Below are 22,207 nucleotides of genomic sequence, written 5' to 3' on the forward strand. Positions count from 1 at the left end.
CAACCATGCCCCGTCGAATTCTTTCAAGATTTCGTTTTTCCTACGTCGTCATAGAGCGAATTGAATAAGTCCATCCTTAGCGGGCAAAGAAACGCTCTTCTCGCTCCGAATAACGATCGATTGCATTTCCTAAGCCAGCCGGTCGCTACAACTGAGTCGACTAACGCCTTAAGTCGACGCGTCGAGCGAGATCCGACGGCCTTGGAATCGGCTCGCTTCGCCTCCCAACTGAGCGCTGTAAAGTCGATTCGATGTGCGGAGCCGTTAATGTAGTAGGGATCCCAGCACCAGCTACATCAATCGCTCCAACTTCGTCAAGCTCCAAGCATCGAAAGCGAATCAACAAATCGATGCACTCAGAAAGTGGGCGTAACAGATTTAACTCTGCGTTAGACAATCCAGCTTTCGTCAGTCGATAAAGACGTTGCTCTTTTTGCCTTTTGGTAAAATCTCAAAGGCCTGGAAATATAATGGTGAACGAAGTTGTTGAGCTGTCAAGCAAACAACGACCCGCGCTATTCCGTTGGCATCAACCACTCCCATGCCGATCACCGCAGCGCCGGCAATGTCAAGCGTAACTCCGTGCTGGGCAATGGTTGTCGCACCGGATCGACTTCCCATCGCGATGGCCACCACGGTGCCAGACACTCCGCAACTGTAAGTCAGTATGTTGTTACCTGCAACCAAAGGTCCTCCGCTCAAACAGCCTTCACGAATGAGCCCTGAAGCGCTGGCGGTGCCCAATGTTACTCCGGCGCTGGGCGAGGATAAGTTGACAGTGAATCCTTCATTCACTTCAGCGATAGCGTCACTCGCTACCTGGATCGTGATCACTTTACGAGTCTCGCCAGCTGCAAAAACTACCGTGCCACTTGGGAATCGACCTCCCACGAAATCACTTGGCGAGGCTGGATTGCTGCCGCTACCGACCACGGCAAAGTTCACGCTGCTGGTGCCGGACCTGACTCCTGTCCTTGTCAACGTAAAGGTGAAAGAGGATGAACCAGAGACAGGTTCGAACTGTTCAGCATTTGTGGCCACAATGGATATGGTCGTATCATCATTGCGAATCAATCCGGCGGCACTAGCTGTTGCAACGCTGACGCCCGACGTGGCTCCAGTCAGATTCACTACAAAACCTTCGTTGACTTCGACAATCCGATCACCCACCACAAGGATCGTGATCAACTTGCTGGTTTCGCCAGTTGCAAACGTCACCACACCTGAGGGAAGCACATTGCCTACGAAGTCGCTAGCTTGCGCTGGCGATGCACCACTTCCGGCAACTGCAAAGTTGACGGTCGTGGCTCGGGTCAGTACGCCAGTACGCGTGACTGTAAACGTAAAGGGCGTCGAACCCGAGTTTCCTTCAGCCTTGTTAGCACTCGTCGCCCTAATGGCCAGCGATGTATCGTCCGTCTGAATTAAACCTGCGGCAGTTGCAGTGGTGATGGAGAAGCCGGCCGAAGCGTTCGCGAGTCCGACAGTAAAGCTTTCGTTAAATTCAACCGTCGTATCACCACGCACGGGGATCGTGATCACCTTGAACGTTTCGTTGGCAGCAAACACGACTTGACCGGTCGGGAAGACGCCCCCAACAAAGTCACTGGCTTGAGCCGGTCTGGTTCCACTGCCGGTGACCGCATAGTTCACGGTGGACGGCGTCCCTATATTGCCGATGCGAGTCACCGTAAACGTGAACGCAGTGGTGCCGGAATTCCCTTCACTCTTATTGGCACTGGTAGCCGCGATGGAGATTGAGTTCTCATCGTTTTGGATGACTCCGAGTGCAATCGCGGTCAGAATGGTCGCCCCGGCGCTAGGATGCATTAGTCTTACTGCAAAGCCTTCGTTGGCTTCCGTAGTTGGATCGCCTTGCACATTGACTGTTATGAGTTTGGTCGTTTCATTCGCCGCAAAAGCAACTTGACCACTCGGCAAGGCACCACCGACGAAGTCGTTAGCCTGAGCAGGTGTCGCTCCTCTACCGACGACAACAAAGTTCACTGTGGTAGCTCCAACAACATTGCCGGAGCGAGTAACGGTAAAGGTAAACGGTGTGCTTCCGGAATTCCCTTCCGCTTTATTGGCACTGGTCGCGGCAATGGCCAGAGCCGTATCATCGTTGCGAATCAGACCGCTGGCTGCCGCAGTTGTGATTGTATTTCCAACGCTTGCACCAGAGAGTGTCACCGCGAATCCTTCGTTGGCTTCAGCGATTGTATCACCGAGCACATTGATCGTTATGACTTTGGATGCTTCGTTGGCGGCAAAAGACACCTGCCCGGTCGGGAACACGCCACCAACAAAATCACTTGCCTGCGCCGGCGTCGCACCGCTGCCTGTGACGGCGAAGTTGACCGTGGTTGCTCCGGAGACATTACCAGTCCGCGTCACGGTGAACGTAAACGCCGTGTTCGCGGAGTTCCCTTCGGCTTTGTTGCCGCTCGTCGCTGCGATGGCCAAGCCCGTATCGTCATTCAGAATCGAGCCAACGGCACTAGCGGTGGCGATGATCGCGCCGCCGGTTGCTCCTGACAGAGTTACCGTAAATCCTTCGTTGGCTTCGACGGCTAGTTCACCGAGCACATTGATTGTGATGACTTTGGAAGTCTCATTGGCAGCGAAGGTTACTTGTCCGCTGGGGAAAGCGCCGCCGACAAAATCAGCGGCCGAAGCCGGAGTTGCACCGCTGCCGGTGACTGCGAAGTTGACCGTCGTGGCTCCAGAAAGATTGCCGGAGCGAGTCAACGTGAACGTAAACGGAGTGCTCCCTGTATTCAGTTCGTTCTTGATGGCACTCGTTGCTGCGATCGCGAGTGACGCGGGGGCAGGCGGGATGTCGTCATTGATGATGATGCCGTTTGCCGTGGCGGTTGTAATCGACGCACTGGACGTTGCGTTCGAGAGCGTCACCACAAAGGTTTCGGTAGGCTCGACAACGGTGTCGCCAAGCACGTTGATGGTGATCACTTTGCTTGTTTCATTCGCCGCGAAGGTGACCTGTCCAGAAGGCAAAGTACCGCCGAAATCGGTGGCGTTGGCTGGGTTGGTTCCCGATCCAGAAACCGCGAAGTTGACCGAGGTTGCACTGCTGACGTTGCCGGATCGCGTCACAGTAAACGTAAACGGTGTGTTGCCGTTGTTTCCTTCGTCCTTGTCAGCGCTCGTTGCCGCGACAGCCAGCGAGGTTGGCATGAGTGCCGCGTCGTCATCAAGGATGATCCCATTCGCGGATGGTGCAGCGATCGTCACACCAGCCGTTGCACCGGAGAGCGTTAAGGTGAACCCTTCGTTGGGTTCCACGGTGGTATCGCCTTGCACATTGATGGTGATCACTTTGCTGCGCTCGTTGGCAGCAAAGAAGACCTGCCCAGACGGGAGAGCACCACCAAAGTCGGCGGCGTTTGCCGGGCTGGAACCGCTTCCGGTGACCGCAAAATCGACCGTGCTGGGGAACGAGGCTAATCCCGATCGAGTCACGGTAAATGTAAAAGGAGTTATGCCGCTGTTGCCTTCCGACTTATTGGCACTCGTCGCTGCGACGGTCAAGCTCGTCTCGTCCGCGCGAATGACTCCTCCAGCGATTGAAGTAACTAAATTGACTCCGCTGCTTGGGTTGGACAGTACGAAATTAAAATTCTCATCCGGTTCAAACGTCGTATCTCCTGTGACGTTAACTATGATGTCTCTGAATACTTGGTTGGCTGCGAAAGAGACTTGGCCGCTGGGTAGGGTTCCGCCGAAGTCGGCGGCGTTGACGGTGGAGGTTCCAATGGGAGCGACGTTGTAGTTGACGGTTGCGGCGCTGCTCACGTCACCGGCACGAGTGACACGGAAGATGAATGGCGTGTTTCCCGTTGAGCCTTCGAACTGGTCAGTTTTTTGTGATTCGACAGATACGGTTGTGTCATCGTCGCGAATCAATCCATACGCTAGGTCATGAACTAGAATCACTTCGCGAAGCAGTCGGACATCAAAGAGTCCGTTCCGTTCAACGTTTCGATCGCCGACCACGTTGATGGTCAGTAGCTTGCTGGTTTCTCCCACAGCAAAGGCGATTGCACCACGAGGAAGTACACCGCCCTGGAAGTCCGCCGCCGTGGAGGCACCGTTGATGTTGCGCACGTCATAATTGACGGTAGACGCCACGCTGCTGCTGCCATGCCGCGTCACCGTGAAAGTATAGGGGGTGACGCCTGAGTTACCCTCTGGCTTGTTGGCATCGGTCGGAGTGATCGTGTACGTGGTGCCAATTTTTACGGGCCGGAATACGGTTGCAAAGTCGTCAAACCCGTTGATGGCCGTGATACCCAAGTTGAATGTTCTGTTGGTCCCAGTTGGAACAGTGAATGTTAGGTTGCTTGGTGGTGGCGAGTTGATTATCCATTCACCAGAGCCTAACGACCCTGCCGCACCTGCCGAAAAAACAGTGCCGTCAGGAAATCCAAAGAATCGAATGGAATCGATGGGATCCGCGGCGAGTTGTGTGAGATTGAATGGCAAAGCGATGGGAACGCCCGCCGCACCAATGATCGGCGTCGCGGGTGCGGTTATACTGAGGTCACTGCCTTGCCCAGCGACTCCTGATGCGGTCGTGGAAATGGAGATGTTGGTGACAGTCGTGCTGAGTGACCGTGCTCTAGAGGTCTTGAAGTCCAAGGCCGTCGCCCTTGCGTCCACGCTGGTGGCCAGGGAGTTATTTCGAGCGTCTGCATCAACAGTACCAATACTTTCGGAAGGCAACTGCGCGGTCGGATTGCGGCCTGGGATCTGGTCGATGAACTTTGCGATGCTGTCGCCATTGGATACGCCTCCCGATGCCGCAAATATAAAATCGCTGGCAATCTCTGCGGCCCGAGCTTTTGCCAAGTCGGTCTCTGCCGTCGTTTCGGCGATCGCCTGCGCCAGCGTACCCGTGGAGACAAAATTGTGACCGGACGTGGCGTGGGCAGCCGACGAGGTGTCGGCAAAGGCTTCGACTCGACTGACAGGTGCAAATGCAAACGCCTGGGCCGTCGATCCAGAGGAGGCGCTTGCCCCGCTGGAGCCCCGCAGCGTGGCCAAAGCTAATGTAGCGCTGCTAAAATTAGCGAATGCACCGGCAAAAGATTCATCGGTTGCACCCGCGACGGCCGTGGAAGTATCTCGGGCGGTCGCAGAACCTCGCGAACGAGATTCGGCACCGGCCGACGCCGACGAATTGGTAATTGCTTCGGCACGTGCATCAGATGATTGGTCCTTGGCAAATGCAACCGCATTGGAACTCCCATTCGCGATGGCAAGAGAACGTGAGCCGTCGATTGCGATCGCGTTTGCAACGCTGGCAAGTGTTGCCGTTGCAGTGCCTACCCCAAACTTCGTTGCAAACGCAGTTGCACTCGAGTTGTCTGAGCTACTCGCCGTTGCGTTGGCTTTGCTGTTGGAGGTCGTGGTAGCAACCGAATCGTCGGTCGCAGTGGATGACGCGGTGCTTTCATTGGTGGAAGTCGCGTCCGCTGCCGAACCCTCAGTTGCTTGTGAAGTGGCATTGGAACCGATGTCCGCCGAAGCAGAAGCCGCCGAACGATTCTCAGCGGTACTTGTCGACGTGGAATTCAAGTTCGCGTTACTCGACGCGACCGAATCGCCACTTGAGGTCGCTGACGCAACCGAAGTCTGTGCCGAAGTCGCAACGCCCGTCGAGCCGTCATCGGCATTGGCCGTCGCTTGGGAACCAGTGATCGTTGTTACCGCTGCGCTGGAATTGCTGTTCGATATCGCGCGAGCAGTCGAGTTCGCTTGCGCAAACGCGACCGACGTGGATTCGTCTGTGGACTTCGAGAAAGTGAAAGATATGACATTGCCGGTCGCGGTCGCTTCCGAGCCAAGCGTGGCCATCGCGAAAGCATGAGAGACGTCCGTCGCAGACGCCGTTGCTCGGCTGGCATCATCGGCAAACGCGGCGGCGATGGTTAGTTGTTGACTTGGCCCGTTAAGCGCGAACGCGGGCGATGCAGGAAAGACTTGTTCAAAGGACTGGCGAAGATCAAACTTCGCAAGGCCATCGGAAATATCGGTGATCCCCGAGATCCCGACGTCAAGGACCGAAACGCTGTTCGTGGTGACTGCTTCGGCTGTGACTTCACGGGCAGCAATATTGTTGCCGAGAAACTCAATCGTGACCGAATCGGCAATCGCGGTGCCTCGCGTGACCGCATACGTCAAGACTTCGGTGTCGGATAGCGTGCCATCGCTCACTCGGAAGCCGATCGACACATTCGCAGTCGCGCCGACCGCTAGTCCAGTGAATGCCGGAGCTGTCGCCGTGTTGAGAACAATGGTCCCTGCTTTACCGGCTCCGGTCAGAAACGCAAACCCTACATCCGTCAGCGGCCGCGCTACTCCGCCGTCGACCGAGGCGCTGGTAAAACTAATCGAACTCGATTGCAGGTTGCTATTCGAGTCGGTTCCGAAGTCGGACACGATATCGGCCGCTTCGATCCTTAGTGTCGTCCCCAGCGGCACGAAGCCGATCGGAAAGTCTGTGGCAACTGGAGCAAGAACGCGGCGAGGTTCGAACTGCTCAATAAGCAATCGTCGTAGATATTGCTTGTTTTTGTTTGTCTTACCGCGAGACGACTTGAAAAACGGAATTTTCATTTTGGCTACCTGGGATGCTTTGCACCCAGGCAACCGCCGAAACAGTTAAAGCGATAATATCGAATATCCGGGTGACTTGGACCCATTCAAATTAGCTCGGCGGCATGTGGTTGCAACCATGCCCCGTCAAATTCTTTGGCATTTACGTGAAAAAGCAAAAACTGGAGTTTATGAAAACCACCTTGCTTACCTACGGCAGATCTCTATTCCTTAGCTACTTCCGTCCACAGAGCATGCAACGGATAGGACAGATTTTCCCGCGAAAAGAAGCTCATTTTTCGCAGCTATCATCGTTCAATAGCTTTGCTGCGTCAGCAATGGGGCTGCAAATGAGGCAAGCAATGACTACTCAAGTCCAACCAATTAGCACGCAGAATTCTCGAGTGTCTGGCTGCAATGGACTAAAATGACCAAACCAGGCCAGCTTGGGCTCCGTGGTAGAAGACGCTCCCCGAGTCATTAATCGCGTTGTTGAAGGTCGTGCTGGTCTGCTCTGTCGCCAGTGCGACTCCATCGACCCATAACAAACGATAACCCCCGCGAAGCGACAGTCGGTCCGTCAGCGCTACTGTTCCCGTAAATCCCGTCTCGCCAACAAACGATGCCACCGAACTGCCGTCTTCCGACTGTAGTGATGCAAAGGTTGCAAGTTGACTCAGTTGTGAAGCATGATTCCCGTACAAGCCGACTTTGCCAAACGCGTCGAGCGAAATGCAACTGCCTTGGAATAGGCTCGCTTCGCCTCCCAACTGAGCTCCGTAAAGTCGATTCGATGTGCGAGCCGCTAAGGTAGTAGGGATTCCAGCGCCGACTACATCAATCGCTCCAACTTCGTCAAGCTCCAAATATCGAAAGCCGAATAACAAATCGATGCACTCAGAAAGTGGGCGTGAAAGATTTAATTCTGCGTTATGCAATTCAGAAGAAGCAGTCGCAGACAGCGCGTTACCTGCTGTTACAAAAACAGGCGGATTTGAATTGAACTGCAGGAGATCTCCATTGGTGGTTGCAACGCGTGTCCGTGCATCCCAACCGTCAAAACCGAAGTACCGTAGTTCAATAGCCGTCCCATCACAGGCTTCTCGACGCAGGGCCAATTCGAATCCGGTATGCACTCCAAAATCAAGACCACTGGAGCGAAGAGTTTCAGTCGGGTCAGCGGTATTAAACGCTAACACCCTCTCAGACTCAGTCTCACGGTGCATAAAGAGTGCATCGGCACGGGCAGTCCATATACCGTTACGGTCCGGCCTCTTGCCGAATTCATCACAGCAGACCTGTTGCGAATAGCATGAGGAAGCCAACAGTGCCACCAATACCATGGCTGAGACGTTTCGGATTGACAGCATTTTCGAACTCCATTTCTAACGCTTGCGTCCCTGCATCCTTTGCGACGACGCTATGCTATCACTAATCGTCGGATAGCATCCAGCCGTGAAGCGAAATGACCCGAGTTTCGCAGTTGTCCACTACCTCTCCATAATTATTTGGTATGATCCGCAGAAATTACCGTAAGAAGGTTGTTCTCACATCCGGGAGGTCGATTCAGGGATTTCTTGAAGTCGCTACATAAAATCCCCAACTCCAACCGCAATCCATTGAAGCCATCGCCCACCAAATTCCTAAACACATTACTTTGGGAGTCCTGGAGTGGCATAACGAACACATTCGCTTGACGCCAAGTGGGCTGCCTTTCAGTGACTCCCTTTGGGTTGATTACTGGCAAATGGCGGAGCGAAAGTTTGAATCGTTCAACTGCCGTAGCGTCGATCGCTCACGCAGCACTGATCAAACAAGCCTGGTTCCTTTGACGAAAACTTGAGTCACTTGAAGTTGTTCCGATAGCACGAGAATGTCTGCTCGCTTGCTTTTGGCTAAACTCCCGGTTTGACTCGAGACTCCTGCTCGCTGGGCTGGCGTAAGGCTCGCCATGCGGATCACTTCGGGTAAGCTTGCAGAGGTGTTTTGAAACATGGTGCGCACCATATGGTCCATGCCTACAACAGAGCTTGCAAGACTGCCACTGCCAGCCCAGCCAACGCGGCCGTCGCTTTCGAACCAGCTACCGTCATGTTCATTGCCGAAACGATATCGTCCCGCAGGCAAATCAAGCGCGCGATTGCAGTCGGTGACTAAACAAAGCCTCTCTACGCCAAGCATTTGATAAGCAAATTCTAGCAACTCTGGAGACAAGTGGCAGCCGTCGGCGATCACTTCAGTACTCATCTCTTTCTGCATCAACACGAATTCTGCCATGCTCGCTTGCATCGGAACGCCCAAGCGTTGACGAAGCGACGGTACAGAACTCATCGCGCACCAAAAATGATCCACATGCCGAACTCCTTTTTCAAACGCCACCTGCATTTCAGCCCAGCTTGCATTCGAATGGCCACAGGTAATAAGACAATTGTGCTGCCTCGCTTTCTCATAAAACTCTGTGGCCCCGTTCAACTCCGCAGCGCACGTAGCAATCTTGATCATGCCCGTTTCAAAATATTGGTTAAACTCTTCCCAAGCGGGATCTCGGCGACCGTCGGCTGAATGGCAACCAACTTTGTCCGGCGCAAAATATGGACCGTACAGATGTACGCCTTCAATATGCGGAACATTCGCAGATCCGCGAGCTTCTTTGCATGCGCTGATCATGTCAAGAATCTGAGAAGCCGACCCGGTCGTCGTCGTTGGGAAAATTGTCGTGGTCCCGTGAAGGAGATGCGATCGACATGCCGTCTGCACCGCTTCGACTGTTCCATCCATAAAGTCGGCTCCGTTCCCTCCGTGCACATGCAAATCAATAAAGCCTGGCGACACATAACAACCGCCACAATCGACAGTTTCAAAGTTGCTTAGATTCCGATTCTCGTCTGTAATCTCGACTATTTGACCGCCTTGGCAAACGACGGTCCCACTTGCGAGCAAATTATCCTCAAGAATGACGGTACCATTTATGAACGCTACATCTATTCCCTTGCTGGCGGTTATTGACATGAGGTAGTTACTTTGCAACTTGAAAGCGAGCAAAAAAGTCAAAATTTGGAGCCGAAGCTCACACAAAGCTCTCGGATTTCGTTTACGCTTAAACGGACCAATTCCCACCGCGGACGGCAAGCCTGTAACCGCAAAGCCAATATCCATGTCTTCTATGCCGATACCTCCCATGCGTCAAGCGTCTAACGTTACGCTGCTTATTCTTATACTCCCGTTCGCCTCCAGCATTTCAGTTGCAGGAGATGTGAAGTTCAATCGGGATGTGCTGCCAATTCTTAGCGACAACTGCTACTCGTGTCACGGTCCCGACTCTGCACAACGACAAGCCGACTTGCGTTTGGATATCCGTGAAGACGCGATTGCAGCCGGCGCTATCAACTCAAATGACCTCGTTTCCTCTAGTTTGTTATTGCGAATCACTGCCGAAGATCCTAGCGAACTAATGCCTCCGCCAGATTCGCATAAAGTTCTTACGGCCAAACAAATTGGAATCCTTCAACAGTGGGTTGCCGAAGGTGCTGAATATGAAGTTCATTGGGCCTATGTACCGCCAAAGAGACCCGAAACACCCAATTTGGACATAACAAGCACGAACCCGATCGACTATTTTGTCCAGAAAAAGCTAGATGAAAATGGCTTGAGCTTCGCCCCGGTGGCTGACAAGGCCACGTTGATTCGTCGGTTGTCGCTCGATCTGATAGGCCTGCCGACTTCGCCCGACGAAATCGCAGAATTTGTTGCCGACAACACACCGCAAGCGACTGAGAACCTGATAGACCGCCTGATCGCTCGGCCTGAATTCGGACAGCAAATGGCCATCGATTGGCTTGACGTGGTCCGCTACGCCGACACCGTCGGCTATCATGGCGATCAAGTTATGAACTCGTGGCCATATCGTGATTACGTTATCGATTCGTTCAACAAGAATAAACCTTTCGATCAATTTGCAATCGAACAAATCGCTGGCGACCTGCTGCCCGACCCGACTGACGAGCAGTTAACGGCGACATGTTTCAACCGCTTGAACATGATGACTCGTGAAGGCGGAGCACAGCCCGAAGAGTATCTTGCCAAGTACGCTGCTGATCGTGTGCGAACCGTAGGCATGGCCTTTCTCGGCTCAACGTTTGGATGTGCTGAATGCCATGACCATAAGTTTGACCCAATTTCAACTCGCGATTTTTACGCGATGTCGGCTTACTTTGTAGACATGAAGCAATGGGGTGTCTACGCTGATTACAACTATACGCCTAACAAAGACTTACCTGGATGGGGAAACGACCACCCATTTCCACCGGAGAAAATGGTCGCCAGCAAGTATCTGGCTGATGAAGAACATCGACTAATGGAGGACAAGCAAACACTGCTTGCCACGTGGCGTTCAGAAATTGCCGCGGACGAAGTGCAGCAAGCTTCCTATAAGCAATGGCTGGTGGATGCTGCAGACTTTGGAAGCAAACGTAAATCTGGTTGGCAGAGGTTAGAGGTCTTGCCAATACGAGTTGAAGGTCCCCAGACAGCAGCGACTGAAACGGAAGAGGCTGCGAAAGGTTTCTTACTCGATATGCCTACACTGTCCGCAGTGAAAATCCAGTTCACGCCGATTTCCGGACAGGTCATCAATGAGCCTAAGAAAAAGCTGTCGCTCAAACCGAAGTTTAAGTTGTTGAGAGTGGACGGATCGGAGTTACCGTTGCCCATTCACTATGGTTGGGCAAATCAATTTGTACCGCAATATTCTGGCGGCTCTCCAATCGATGGCATCCATAACAATTGGGTGATCACTTCTGGAGACCTGGCGGAAGAAATCGTATCGGTCTGGACGTTTACAGAACCGGTCGCTGTGCAGGTCGGAGATAAACTGGTCGTCGATTTTGAAAGCCCGATGTCATCGGAAGCCACCTTTTTTGCAACGCCTTTCGCTCCGGTGAACGCCAAGCAAACAGAGTTGGCTACGCAACCATTCGAAGAATCTAAGAGCGAATGCCTCGAAACTTTCATCCGCAGTTCTCCTGACCAAACCGCAAAACGCAATGTCCTGCGTGAGCTTGATGCAAAGATCCGCAACTGCAACGAAGGGCAAGCTCCGGTCATGATCGTCGAGACCAAAGAGCCGGTCGAAGTACGAATTCTGCCACGTGGGAATTGGCAAGACAAAACGGGCGAATTGGTCCGACCGCAGACGCCTGGATTTCTTCCCAAGCCTGCAGATGCAAGCCCAGAGCAGAATCGACTTGATCTAGCACACTGGATTGTATCGGAGCAAAATCCGCTGACGGCTCGGGTGGTTGTCAATCGAATGTGGGCAACGTTCTACGGTCGAGGCCTGAGTGAACGCCTTGACGATTTCGGTGCCCAAGGGTCAGCCCCGAGCCACCCGGAGCTACTCGATTGGTTGGCAGTCGAGTTTCGCGAAAGCGGCTGGAACATCAAACACTTGGTGCGAATGATGGTCACCTCCAATGCATACTTGCAATCAAGCAACTGTGACCCCAAATCGCAGGTGCAAGATCCTGACAATCGATTGTTCTCGAGACATCAGCCGCGGCGTCTACGTGCAGAGTTGGTGCGTGACAACGCCCTGAAGATCGCTGGGCTGCTGAATTTGACAGCTGGAGGTCCACCCAGCAAGCCTTACCAACCCGACAATTATTACGCGGCTTTGCAGTTCCCCGATCGTCACTATAAACCCGACAGCGGAAACCTTCAGTACCGCCGCGGAATCTTCATGCATTGGCAACGGACCTTCCTCCATCCAATGCTGCTGAACTTTGGCGCACCGACTCGCGAAGATTGTGTCGCGATGCGCGTCGATTCAAACACTCCTCAGCAAGCGCTTTCGCTGTTGAATGATCCCTCGATGGTCGAGGCGGCGAAGAAGTTTGCCGACAATTTAAAGTTGGCCGAAGGTAACGACGAGACGCTTATCAAGTCCGGCTATTTACAAGCAGTTGGTCGTGAGCCAACGAAGGATGAATCTGATTCGCTTTTAGCAATGCTAGCGACACTTCGAACGCACTATGAAGCGGATTCGGAGGCGGCAGCACAACTCCTTAAAGTTGGCCAAGCTGAAATTGTATCGAATACATCAGCCAGCGAACTTGCCGCTTGGACAAACGTTTGTCGCGTGCTCCTAAATCTTCACGAAACAATAACAGTTTACTAAGGAGTCAGCTTACGATGCGATTTTTCGATCGACCAACATTGCCGATGCTCCGCCGAAGCTTCTTGACAAATTCCGCCTTCGGGATCGGCTCAATGTCCCTTTCTCAGTTGCTGACGCCTCTCAGCCATGCGGCGTCGACAGGTATCGTGGAGTCGAAGGGGATAATCCAACCACTACATTTTCCCGCGAAAGTGAAACGAGTAATTCACCTCGCTATGGCCGGCGGACCTTCGCAGTGCGAAACGTTTGACTACAAACCCGAACTCAAGAAGTTAGACGGGCAACCTTTCCCTGAATCCCTCACGCGCGGCCAACAACTTGCACAGTTGCAAAACACGACGTTGCTTGCGAGAGGACCTTTCGTCGACTTTGCCAAACACGGCCAGTCAGGCCAGGAAATTTCCAACCTCTTTCCTCACATATCAAAGCACGCTGATGACATTTGTATAATTCGGTCGATGGTGACTGAGCAGATCAATCACGATCCGGCGCAGGCATTCATGAACTCCGGTTCAATATTGAATGGGCGTCCAAGCATGGGTTCATGGCTACTCTATGGGCTAGGCTCGGAGACTGAAAATCTGCCCGGTTTTATTGTGCTCATGTCCAAGACCAATGGTGGCGGAGTTCAACCAGTGTCGGCGAGACAATGGTCCAGCGGATTCCTTCCCGGTAAATTTCAAGGCGTGCAGTTCCAATCGCAAGGCGACGCGGTCCACTACATTGGTAACCCAGATGGCGTCTGCCAAAGTATGCAGCGATTGGTCGTCGAAGAGATTCAACGTCAGAACGGACTGAAAGCAAAAAGCGTCATTGACCCGGAAATTGAAACGCGCATCGCGCAATACGAGCTGGCTTTCAAGATGCAGAGCTCCGTTCCAGAGTTGACCGATTTTTCGCAGGAGAGTCAGCAGTCGCTAGACGTCTACGGTGTGAAAGAACCTGGTGACGGATCTTTTGCATCCAACTGCTTGTTAGCTCGTCGACTGGCGGAACGCGGCGTCCGGTTTATACAGCTCTATCACCGCGGCTGGGACCATCACGGGAATATCGAAAAAGAAATGCCAATTACCGCTAAGGAAACCGACCAAGCCAGTGCGGCACTGTTGGCCGATCTAAAAGCGCGCGGCATGCTTGACGAAACGTTAATCATCTGGGGCGGTGAGTTTGGCCGAACTCCGATGGGACAAGGTTCCGGTCGCGATCATCACATTCGCGCCTTCTCGATCTGGTTAGCCGGAGGTGGTATAAAGCCAGGCATGACCTACGGCGCGACGGACGAATTTTCCTATAACGCCGTGGAAAACGTTGTCACAATGCACGACTTGCACGCAACGATCTTGCGGCTGTGTGGGATCGATTTCCAAAGGTTTTCGTACAAGTTCCAAGGCCTGGACGCGAGGCTCACCGGAGTGGAACAGCCAAACGTCGTCGAAGCGATTTTAGCTTAGAGCGTCACTCAATTTTTGCTCCGGAACTTTTAAATTCTGTCGTCGCTGAAGCATCATACATCGCTTTAACTGCAACCCACCCGCGCATATGCATATGAGACGCAAAGAGACCTCTATCGTAAGTGGACAATCGCGAAGAGCGGTTCAGTCGGTCCATTACCAATGAATACACACATGTGTATTATTCGCGCAGCTTGAACTTTGCGTAACGCGTTTTATACATGGTTCGTTGTGAATGGGCAAAACAATTCTCAAGATTTTTTGCAACGACTCTAAAGCTTGCAAAGTTGGCATTTGTGCAAAAGAAAATTCACTTGTCCGCTCGTCAAGAAGCGTCATCGGTGGTAACATCCCTGCCCGCGACACAAGTTGCAAACGTGAGTCACGTTTGCGATGTTCGCTCCTCATCCTAGCACGGCAAATTTGCTGGACATTCGCTCTTGAACGAGTGTCTGCGAGCCAAATTTCGAGTTGCTTGGAACATTTACAATCCACGGGCATCAAACAGCTACGCGTGTTGACACCATGATGGATTACTTACCAAACTTATCCTCTATTGTGTTTAAATCTTCGAAGGGAGTCTAGGATGCAGCGAACATGGACGTCGCGTCTAGCTGTCAATGAAGTTTCGACCTTTAACTGGACATTTGAAGAAGACGTTCTACGCTACAGCCAGCAGGGCTTCCGAACGATGGGAGTCTGGCGTTACAAACTGAACGATTACGGAATTCACAAAGCGAAAGATTTACTGGACGAGTTCAACGTCAAAGTTTCTTCACTGCACTGGGCCGGTGGTTTCACCGGAGGCGACGACCGCAATTACAGTGAATCTCTGTGCGACGCGTTCGACGCTATTGAACAAGCAGCCTTGATCGATGCAGGTTGTTTGGTCGTGCTAACCGGTGGGCGACGTTGCCACACGCGAAATCATGTCCGTCGAATTATGAAGCATGCCCTCAAGGAGCTCAGCGAGGCCGCTGCCGCTGTGAATGTGCAACTTGCAATCGAACCGATGCATGTTGGATGTGCGAAAGATTGGACGTTTTTGAACGATCTGCCCGACACGCTCGATATCGTATCGTCGATGGATCGCGGCAATGTTGGAATCGTGTTTGATTGCTACCACTTGGGTCAAAATTCTGACGTTATTCACTGGCTGCCTTCGATTGTTCCGCATGTCAACCTGGTTCAGATCGCCGATGCCAAGTGTGCTCCGATTGGCGAGCAAAATCGTTGCGTCCCTGGCGATGGGCACCTGCCTCTTGCCGAGATTGTCCAGGCGTTTGAAGCGAATCACTACACCGGTGCTTACGAAATAGAAGTACTGGGCGAAGAGGTCGAGCATCTTGAGTATGCAACGATTCTTGAAAATTCGGCGACTCGCATGTCCAGCTGGCTGGAATGTTCGTCCGCTTAAGATCTGCGGCGAATCGCGCCGAGTTCAGGTTTTGCTAAAATAAATATCGGTTAGAATGTCGTTAAAATCCGATTTCGGCAAGCACTTTCTGCTCTGCAAATCTTCCAACTGGACATTCGATGACATCTGACGCAAGCCTGCATAACGACGCAATTAAAGCGCTCGACAGTTTCAAAGACCCAATGTCGGGACGACCACTTTCGAAGACCGGACAAGTGCTCGACTGGCAGATCAGTGACGGAAACGTCCGCTGCAATTTAAAGCTTTCTTCGCATAGCGCACCAATTGCACAGGAGGTCGTCGACCGCTTCGTTGACCATTTGCGGATCAACCTGAACGGCGTAAAGTCAATCGACGTCACGGTAGTTCCTGATGACCGACCGATCCCGACCTTAGGACAGGTTGGCTTGAAGGTACGCAGCGTCGTCGCAGTTGCTGCTGGCAAAGGGGGAGTTGGCAAGAGCACTGTGTCCGCTTCCATCGCTCTGATGTTGAAGAAGCTAGGTGCAAAAGTGGGCTTGATGGATGCGGACGTTTATGGACCGAGCATCCCAACACTCTTGGGAGTAAACCGTCGCCCTGAAGTGCTTGAAGGTAAGATTCAGCCTATTGAATGCCACGGCATGCCGGTGATGTCGATGGGCTTTTTGGTCGAACCTAGCCAAGCGGTGGTTTGGAGAGGTCCGATGCTTCACGGCTCTATCACGCAATTCTTGCGCGATACTTTGTGGGGTGAACTGGATTACCTGATTATCGACATGCCTCCAGGAACTGGCGACATAGCGCTGACTTTGTCACAGCTATTGCCACTCACAGGGTCAGTCATTGTCTGCACGCCGCAAGAGGTCGCGTTATTGGATGCTGGTAAAGCGATTGCGATGTTTGAGAAAGTAAAGATACCCGTGCTGGGTATGGTCGAAAACATGAGCGGCTTCACCTGTCCCGATTGCAACAAGACTTATGACATATTCGGCCGCGGTGGGGCTCGTGAAAAAGCAGAACAGCTGAATATCCCATTCTTGGGAGACATGCCAATTAACATTTCCCTCCGAACAATGTGCGACGATGGCCAACTTGCGCTGGCAATGGACGATCCACAATTGAGTGCTCCCATTGAAGATGTAACCAGGGCATTGGTTAGAGCGATCGCGGATCGCGCGGCCAGCTCGAATGCTCCGACGATGCCACTTCCCGTGCTTTCGTAATACGGCGGACGTCCAATTCAACTGTTGTTCAAATGGCCTAAGCAAATTTCCGCTGCGGAATGAGAGCCTTTTAGATTAAAGGTACTCGGCTTCAATGTAACCGATTTTTTAGAGCCACCAGGGACATGGACAAACGCGTTTGCATCATCAACGTCGTAGGACTCACAGCCAAGCTCCTGCCGCATGCCAAGCATATCTCGGCTCTCGGCCCCGCTACTGCTTGGCGCGGAGTTGTGCCGGCAGTCACCAGTACTGCGCAGGCGACGATGCTGACTGGCAAGCCTCCTCGGGAGCATGGGATTGTTGCTAACGGTTGGTACTTTCGCGATACGGCCGAAATCCGATTTTGGCAGCAAGCCAACTCGCTTGTTCAAGGAGAAAAATTTTACGAAGGCTTTACGACCGCCAAGATGTTCTGGTGGTACAACCAAAACGCACCGGTACGCTGGAGTGTCACTCCAAAGCCGCATTACGGGTGCGACGGATCCAAGGCCTTTGACGTCCTCGATTATTCTGACTGCCAACTTACGGCCAAACTTGGCAATTTCCCTTTTCATGCGTTTTGGGGGCCAGCTGCTGGACTCGCGTCGACACAGTGGATCACAGATGCAACGTGCGTCGTGATGCGTCAACAGAAACCTCAAATTACGCTCGCCTACCTTCCCCATTTGGATTACGACTACCAGCGTTTCACCACGCAAGATCCGCAGCGAGTGGTGGAAGTAGATCAATGTGTTGGCAAACTAATCGAAGCTTGCAGCGACATTGGCGCAACACCGATCATCGTTTCTGAGTATGGCCTCCGACCTGTTGATAAAGCAATTGCGATCAATCGAAAGTTTCGGGAGCAAGGTTGGCTGGCAGTACGAAACGGCCCGTATGGTGAAATGATGCTTCCAGGCGAATCAAACGTATTTGCGGTTTGTGACCATCAAGTAGCGCATGTGTACGTTCGCGACAAAGCAATGATACCTGATGTTGCCGCATATCTGCGCGAACTAGATGGCGTTGACCAAGTCGTGGCCCCAGCCGAGCTATCGCTAGATCATCCACGCAGCGGCGAGTTGATCGCATTGTCGCAGCCTAACGCATGGTTTTCCTACTATTATTGGCTGGAAGATCAATATGCACCGGATTTTGCGAGAACCGTCGATATCCATCGCAAGCCTGGCTACGATCCAGTCGAACTTTTCATGACTTCGAAACTTCGCGCCGCCAGCCGACTTCTCCAGAAGAAGGTCGGCATGCGTTACAAGATGGATGTTATTCCGCTCGACACTTCACTTGTAAAAGGCTCACACGGACTTCGTGCTCCAGCCGACGAAGGGCCGGTGATTGTTGGCCCGAATGCCCCAAGTGATATGTGCGAATTTTTTGGTTACGTTCGTGGCATGCTTTAGTTTTCGTGGCGAATAATCGGTAAAGCGAGACTCTATTGCTACGCCAAAATCAATCAGTCTATCTGGTAGGAGCATCTTGCCGCGCTGCTGCTGAATGCCTCGTTGCAAACGGCTGGAAGGTTCAAGCGTGGGACTTGTACGCCGATCGCGACACGATGGCGCTGTGCGAATGTCACCGCATCGACTCATTCTCAACAGATCAACTTACCGGCTTGCTAGAAGCGGAACGTGCGCTTCTCTTGCCATGCGGTGGACTTGAGAACCATCCCGAAGTCTGGAATGCGTTAGCGCAAAAACATCAGCTTCTTGGACCAGATACGGACACGTTGCGATGCTTTCGCGACGTATTTTGGTTGCACGATTTCTTGATTCGCGCTGGCACTGGACTAACGATGCCTCTGACTGTACCAGAGAGGCCTCCGCATGAACTTCTCTCGCGCCACAAATGGTTATGCAAGCCGTTTAAGTCCGCGGGAGGGCTTGGCATTCGCCGCGCCGACCATTCAACCTCGTTCGACAGCGAATCAGAATACTTTCAACAAGCCGTTGATGGAACTGAGTATGGAACCATATTCTTATGCAACGGTGAAGATGCAAAACTTATTGGTGCCATCGGCAAGGGGTTCGCTCCGGCCGTTGGTGGCAAACCGTTTGTTTACACTGGAAGCATTGGCCCGGTGCGTCTTTCCGCTGTTGACACCATTCTGCTTGAAACCTCAGTTGGATTGCTCGCTCGAACTACAAAATATGCAGGCGTCATTCAAGCAGACATCATTCGAGTGCCCGATGGATCGTTTCGTTTGCTCGAAATCAACCCACGCTGGACGGCGGGTATGGAGTTGCTAGAAATTGCGGCCCCGGGGAGTGTGGTCAATGCGTTTTTTGCAAATGCTGGCGTTAGTTCGCCACTAGGGAATGCTACTGCGGCGAGTTCGACGCGTTGGGCGAAACAGATCGTCTACGCAGAAAACGATGTCACGATTAGCAAAAAGCAGTCAGACCAGTGGCTAATTCGTCGCGGATGGTATCAAGTTGATTCGGAGATTTGGATCAGATACGCTGACATTCCGTTTGCCGGGACGCAGATTCCAAAGTCAAATCCAGTCTGCACCGTGCTCGTCCGCTTTGAGAATAGCGTTTCCGAGCAGTCGCTAAACGAGTTTGGGCGCCGGATTTCCAATTCGACGCTGATCGCACCATTTACGACTTTCAGCATCTGTTAAGTTCAGTGGTGCGTGTGGTACAATTTTGGTCGTTAGACGAATCGATTTCGTACGAGCCAGTGAACGATTTTAAGTGTCCCTATGACATTCTAGGAGAGGATACCGTTGAACGAAGCGCAATTGATTGAAGCGCTTGGGACAGCGCATCCTTGTGTTTACCTTCCTGGTCGGACCGCGAGGTTGTCGTATCTGTACCCGCGGAACATTTTGCCTCCAGAACAGCTTGACCGTCAGCTTGCCAAAGGCCAGCGGCGTTCAGGCCCTTATTTGTACTACATGAACTGCTTAGCATGCCGTGCATGCGAGCCAACACGAGTAATTGTGCCCGAGTTTCGCTGGACTCGTTCGATAGCTCGAGTTGAAAAACGGGGCGATCGTCAGATCCGTTGTGAATTCAACCATGCACAGTGTGATGATCGTCGAGTCGAGCTCTACAATTTGCACAAGTCGCAACGACATCTCGGAGACGGCGACGAGACAACGCCGACTGAGTACAAAGAGTTCTTGACCGACAGTCGCTGCGACACACGCGAGTTAGCTTATTACGATCAAGAAAAGCTGATCGGTTGCACCGTTATCGACGTAGGGCAAGTATCAATGTCTGCGGTCTATACTTTTTTCGATCCGGCATACTCGCACTGGTCGATTGGAACTTACGCTGTTCTAAAACTGATTCGCCTCGCCGAACAACTCAAAATGATGTACGTTTATTTGGGGCTTTACGTGGCAGAAAATCAACATCTGCGATACAAAGCAAGATTTGCTGTTCAAGAACGACTTGTCAAAGGCGAATGGGTCCGCTTCCAAGAAGCATCGACCGATTGGGTCCGCTCACCATCCGAACAACCACCAACTTAAATTGGCTGAAGAACAATGAAAGCTCATTTTAGAACATTCGCCATTTTCGCGTCTTGCATCATCGGAACATGGTCGCCCGCCGTTTCTCAAGAAACGGCAATCAAAGAGTCGCCAGCCGCCACCGAAAATCAATCTGCGACTGAGACCTGGACCGACCTGTTGGACGCTGAGAAATATGCAGACCGCTGGGAAACTACACAGTTCGGGGGAGAAGGAAAAGTCGAGCTTGAGAATGGAGTGCTAAGTCTAGGTTCAGGACAACCTTTCGCTGGCATTACTGCGAAAAAACAACTGCTTCCGCTTGAGAATTACGAGTTGAAATGGGAAGCTCGTCGGATCAGCGGCAACGATTTTTTTGCATGCGTCACTGTTCCCATCGGCGAAGAATTTTTTTCGATAGTCGTCGGTGGCTGGGGGGGCGGCGTTGTCGGGATCAGCAGCATCAACAACAACGACGCGTCCGAAAACGAGTCAACCCAGTTCATGAGTTTTGAGAACGACCGCTGGTACAAGTTCTTGCTTACAGTTTCTAAAGAGTCGATCAAGTTTAAGGTGGACGACATCGACTTGATTGAAGTCCCACGCGAAGACCGGACGTTTTCTACTCGTATTGAAGTGACTCGCAGCAAGCCGCTGGGCTATGCGACCTTTCAGTGCGTTACCGAAGTGAAGGAGTTGGCGTTTCGCGATCTTTCGAAGCCTGCTGGAAGTGAAGCAAATGCGGCCTCCGCGAACACAATTCCAAAGTTTATGCAGATCGTCAAAACGGAAGACGATATCATCGAATCGCTTCAAACCGCAGTGGCATCTTACCAGATTGTTGGCGGAGAATTCGACGGTGCGAAGGTTGATTTGATTGGAGCGGTGCATGTTGGGGAAGTTGAATATTATCGCGAACTGAATCGTCGCTTTAAAGAATATGACGCAGTACTGTTCGAACTTGTCGCCGATCCGGATATTCGCTTGTCGAATCGCAAAGACACCGAGGGTGTTATCAATCCGGTCAGTTCAATGCAGGTAGCGATGAAAGACGCACTCGAACTGGAATTTCAATTAGACGAAGTTGACTATGACGCGAAGAATTTCGTGCATGCGGATATGTCTCCGGCTGAATTCATGGCTGACATGAGAAAGCGAAAAGACAGCTTCATTAACATGTTTGCGAGGGTCCTGGGGTCTTCGATTGCCGCGCAGAGCAGCGGTGGTGGGCAAGAGGCAGCCATGCTGGCAGCGATGATGCAGCCCAACCGCGCGTTAGCCCTGAGACGAGTGTTCGCCATGCAGTTCGAATCGAGCGACCAGCAAATGGCAGGATTGGCAGATTCCGACGGCCTGTCAACTTTGGTTACGGAACGCAACGCAAAAGCGATGAGTGTCCTGCGGCGTGAACTTAAAAAAGGTAAGCGTAATGTCTCCATCTTTTTTGGTGCAGCTCACTTGGACGACATGCATGTGAAGCTCGTACAGGATTTCGGTGCAAAGCTTGAGAACATCGAATGGCTCACTGCGTGGAACATGAAGTAGGGGTGCTCTATTCGCAGCGTGACACAGGCGAGGCTGACTCAAACAGCCTTGTTGTCCTCTGCTGTAGAACGTCATCTTTGCCAATTTGACAGGCGTACGTCATGGCCCCCTGTTTTCGGACGAGACGAACTGGAGCAATGGACAATTCAAAATTTTGCAAAAAGTTTTGTCTTCATATTTCCAAGCAATTCTACATCTAGAACGCGTCTTCTCGCAGTTGATGCAGCTGTTTCCCAATGCGTTTGGCCCGAATCTTGCTTACCAGGGCGTGAAACGCTAGTTAGCACTGCCATTTCGCCATCGGTCCCGAGCACACTATTGCCGGGTCGGTTT

11 protein-coding genes are annotated in these 22,207 nt (G+C 52.3%); 8 read left to right on the plus strand and 3 right to left on the minus strand.

Annotated features, from left to right (window positions below):
• Window positions 1–408: 408 nt before the first annotated feature.
• From SH451x_RS15285 to nagA, 3 genes are all read right to left on the minus strand, one after another.
• Window positions 409–6,642, minus strand: a complete 6,234-nt coding sequence (locus tag SH451x_RS15285; protein WP_479357854.1) for a beta strand repeat-containing protein — start codon at window positions 6,640–6,642, stop codon at window positions 409–411.
• 401 nt (window positions 6,643–7,043) lie between these two features.
• Window positions 7,044–7,991, minus strand: a complete 948-nt coding sequence (locus SH451x_RS15290) for a BBP7 family outer membrane beta-barrel protein (protein WP_479357855.1) — start codon at window positions 7,989–7,991, stop codon at window positions 7,044–7,046.
• A gap of 439 nt (window positions 7,992–8,430) precedes the next feature.
• Entirely contained in the window at window positions 8,431–9,630 is a 1,200-nt protein-coding gene (nagA, locus tag SH451x_RS15295) for an N-acetylglucosamine-6-phosphate deacetylase (protein ID WP_479357856.1), read from the minus strand.
• Between the two features lie 145 nt (window positions 9,631–9,775).
• Here nagA and SH451x_RS15300 point away from each other — a divergent pair, with 145 nt between their 5' ends.
• The 8 genes from SH451x_RS15300 to SH451x_RS15335 all read left to right on the plus strand — a co-directional run bounded on the left by SH451x_RS15300 (window position 9,776) and on the right by SH451x_RS15335 (window position 21,874).
• Window positions 9,776–12,796, plus strand: coding sequence for a PSD1 and planctomycete cytochrome C domain-containing protein (locus SH451x_RS15300; RefSeq protein ID WP_479357857.1), 3,021 nt, complete (start codon window positions 9,776–9,778; stop codon window positions 12,794–12,796).
• Window positions 12,797–12,810: 14 nt separating this feature from the next.
• On the plus strand, window positions 12,811–14,247 hold the full coding sequence (locus SH451x_RS15305; RefSeq protein ID WP_479357858.1) for a DUF1501 domain-containing protein: 1,437 nt from the start codon (window positions 12,811–12,813) through the stop codon (window positions 14,245–14,247).
• Window positions 14,248–14,833: 586 nt separating this feature from the next.
• Window positions 14,834–15,664, plus strand: a complete 831-nt coding sequence (locus tag SH451x_RS15310) for a sugar phosphate isomerase/epimerase family protein (RefSeq protein WP_479357859.1) — start codon at window positions 14,834–14,836, stop codon at window positions 15,662–15,664.
• Window positions 15,665–15,783: 119 nt separating this feature from the next.
• Window positions 15,784–16,869, plus strand: coding sequence for an Mrp/NBP35 family ATP-binding protein (locus tag SH451x_RS15315; protein WP_479357860.1), 1,086 nt, complete (start codon window positions 15,784–15,786; stop codon window positions 16,867–16,869).
• A gap of 125 nt (window positions 16,870–16,994) precedes the next feature.
• Complete coding sequence (locus SH451x_RS15320; RefSeq protein ID WP_479357861.1) at window positions 16,995–18,269, plus strand: alkaline phosphatase family protein; 1,275 nt, start codon at window positions 16,995–16,997, stop codon at window positions 18,267–18,269.
• Between the two features lie 35 nt (window positions 18,270–18,304).
• Entirely contained in the window at window positions 18,305–19,492 is a 1,188-nt protein-coding gene (locus tag SH451x_RS15325; protein ID WP_479357862.1) for an ATP-grasp domain-containing protein, read from the plus strand.
• 105 nt (window positions 19,493–19,597) lie between these two features.
• Window positions 19,598–20,350: an arginyltransferase gene (locus SH451x_RS15330; RefSeq protein WP_479357863.1), complete on the plus strand. Its 753-nt coding sequence runs from the start codon at window positions 19,598–19,600 to the stop codon at window positions 20,348–20,350.
• Between the two features lie 15 nt (window positions 20,351–20,365).
• Window positions 20,366–21,874 carry a LamG domain-containing protein gene (locus tag SH451x_RS15335; protein WP_479357864.1) on the plus strand — a complete coding sequence of 503 codons (1,509 nt, stop codon included), beginning with the start codon at window positions 20,366–20,368 and terminating at the stop codon, window positions 21,872–21,874.
• Window positions 21,875–22,207 lie beyond the last annotated feature (333 nt).

It is taken from the genome of Njordella aestuarii, assembly GCF_056494165.1.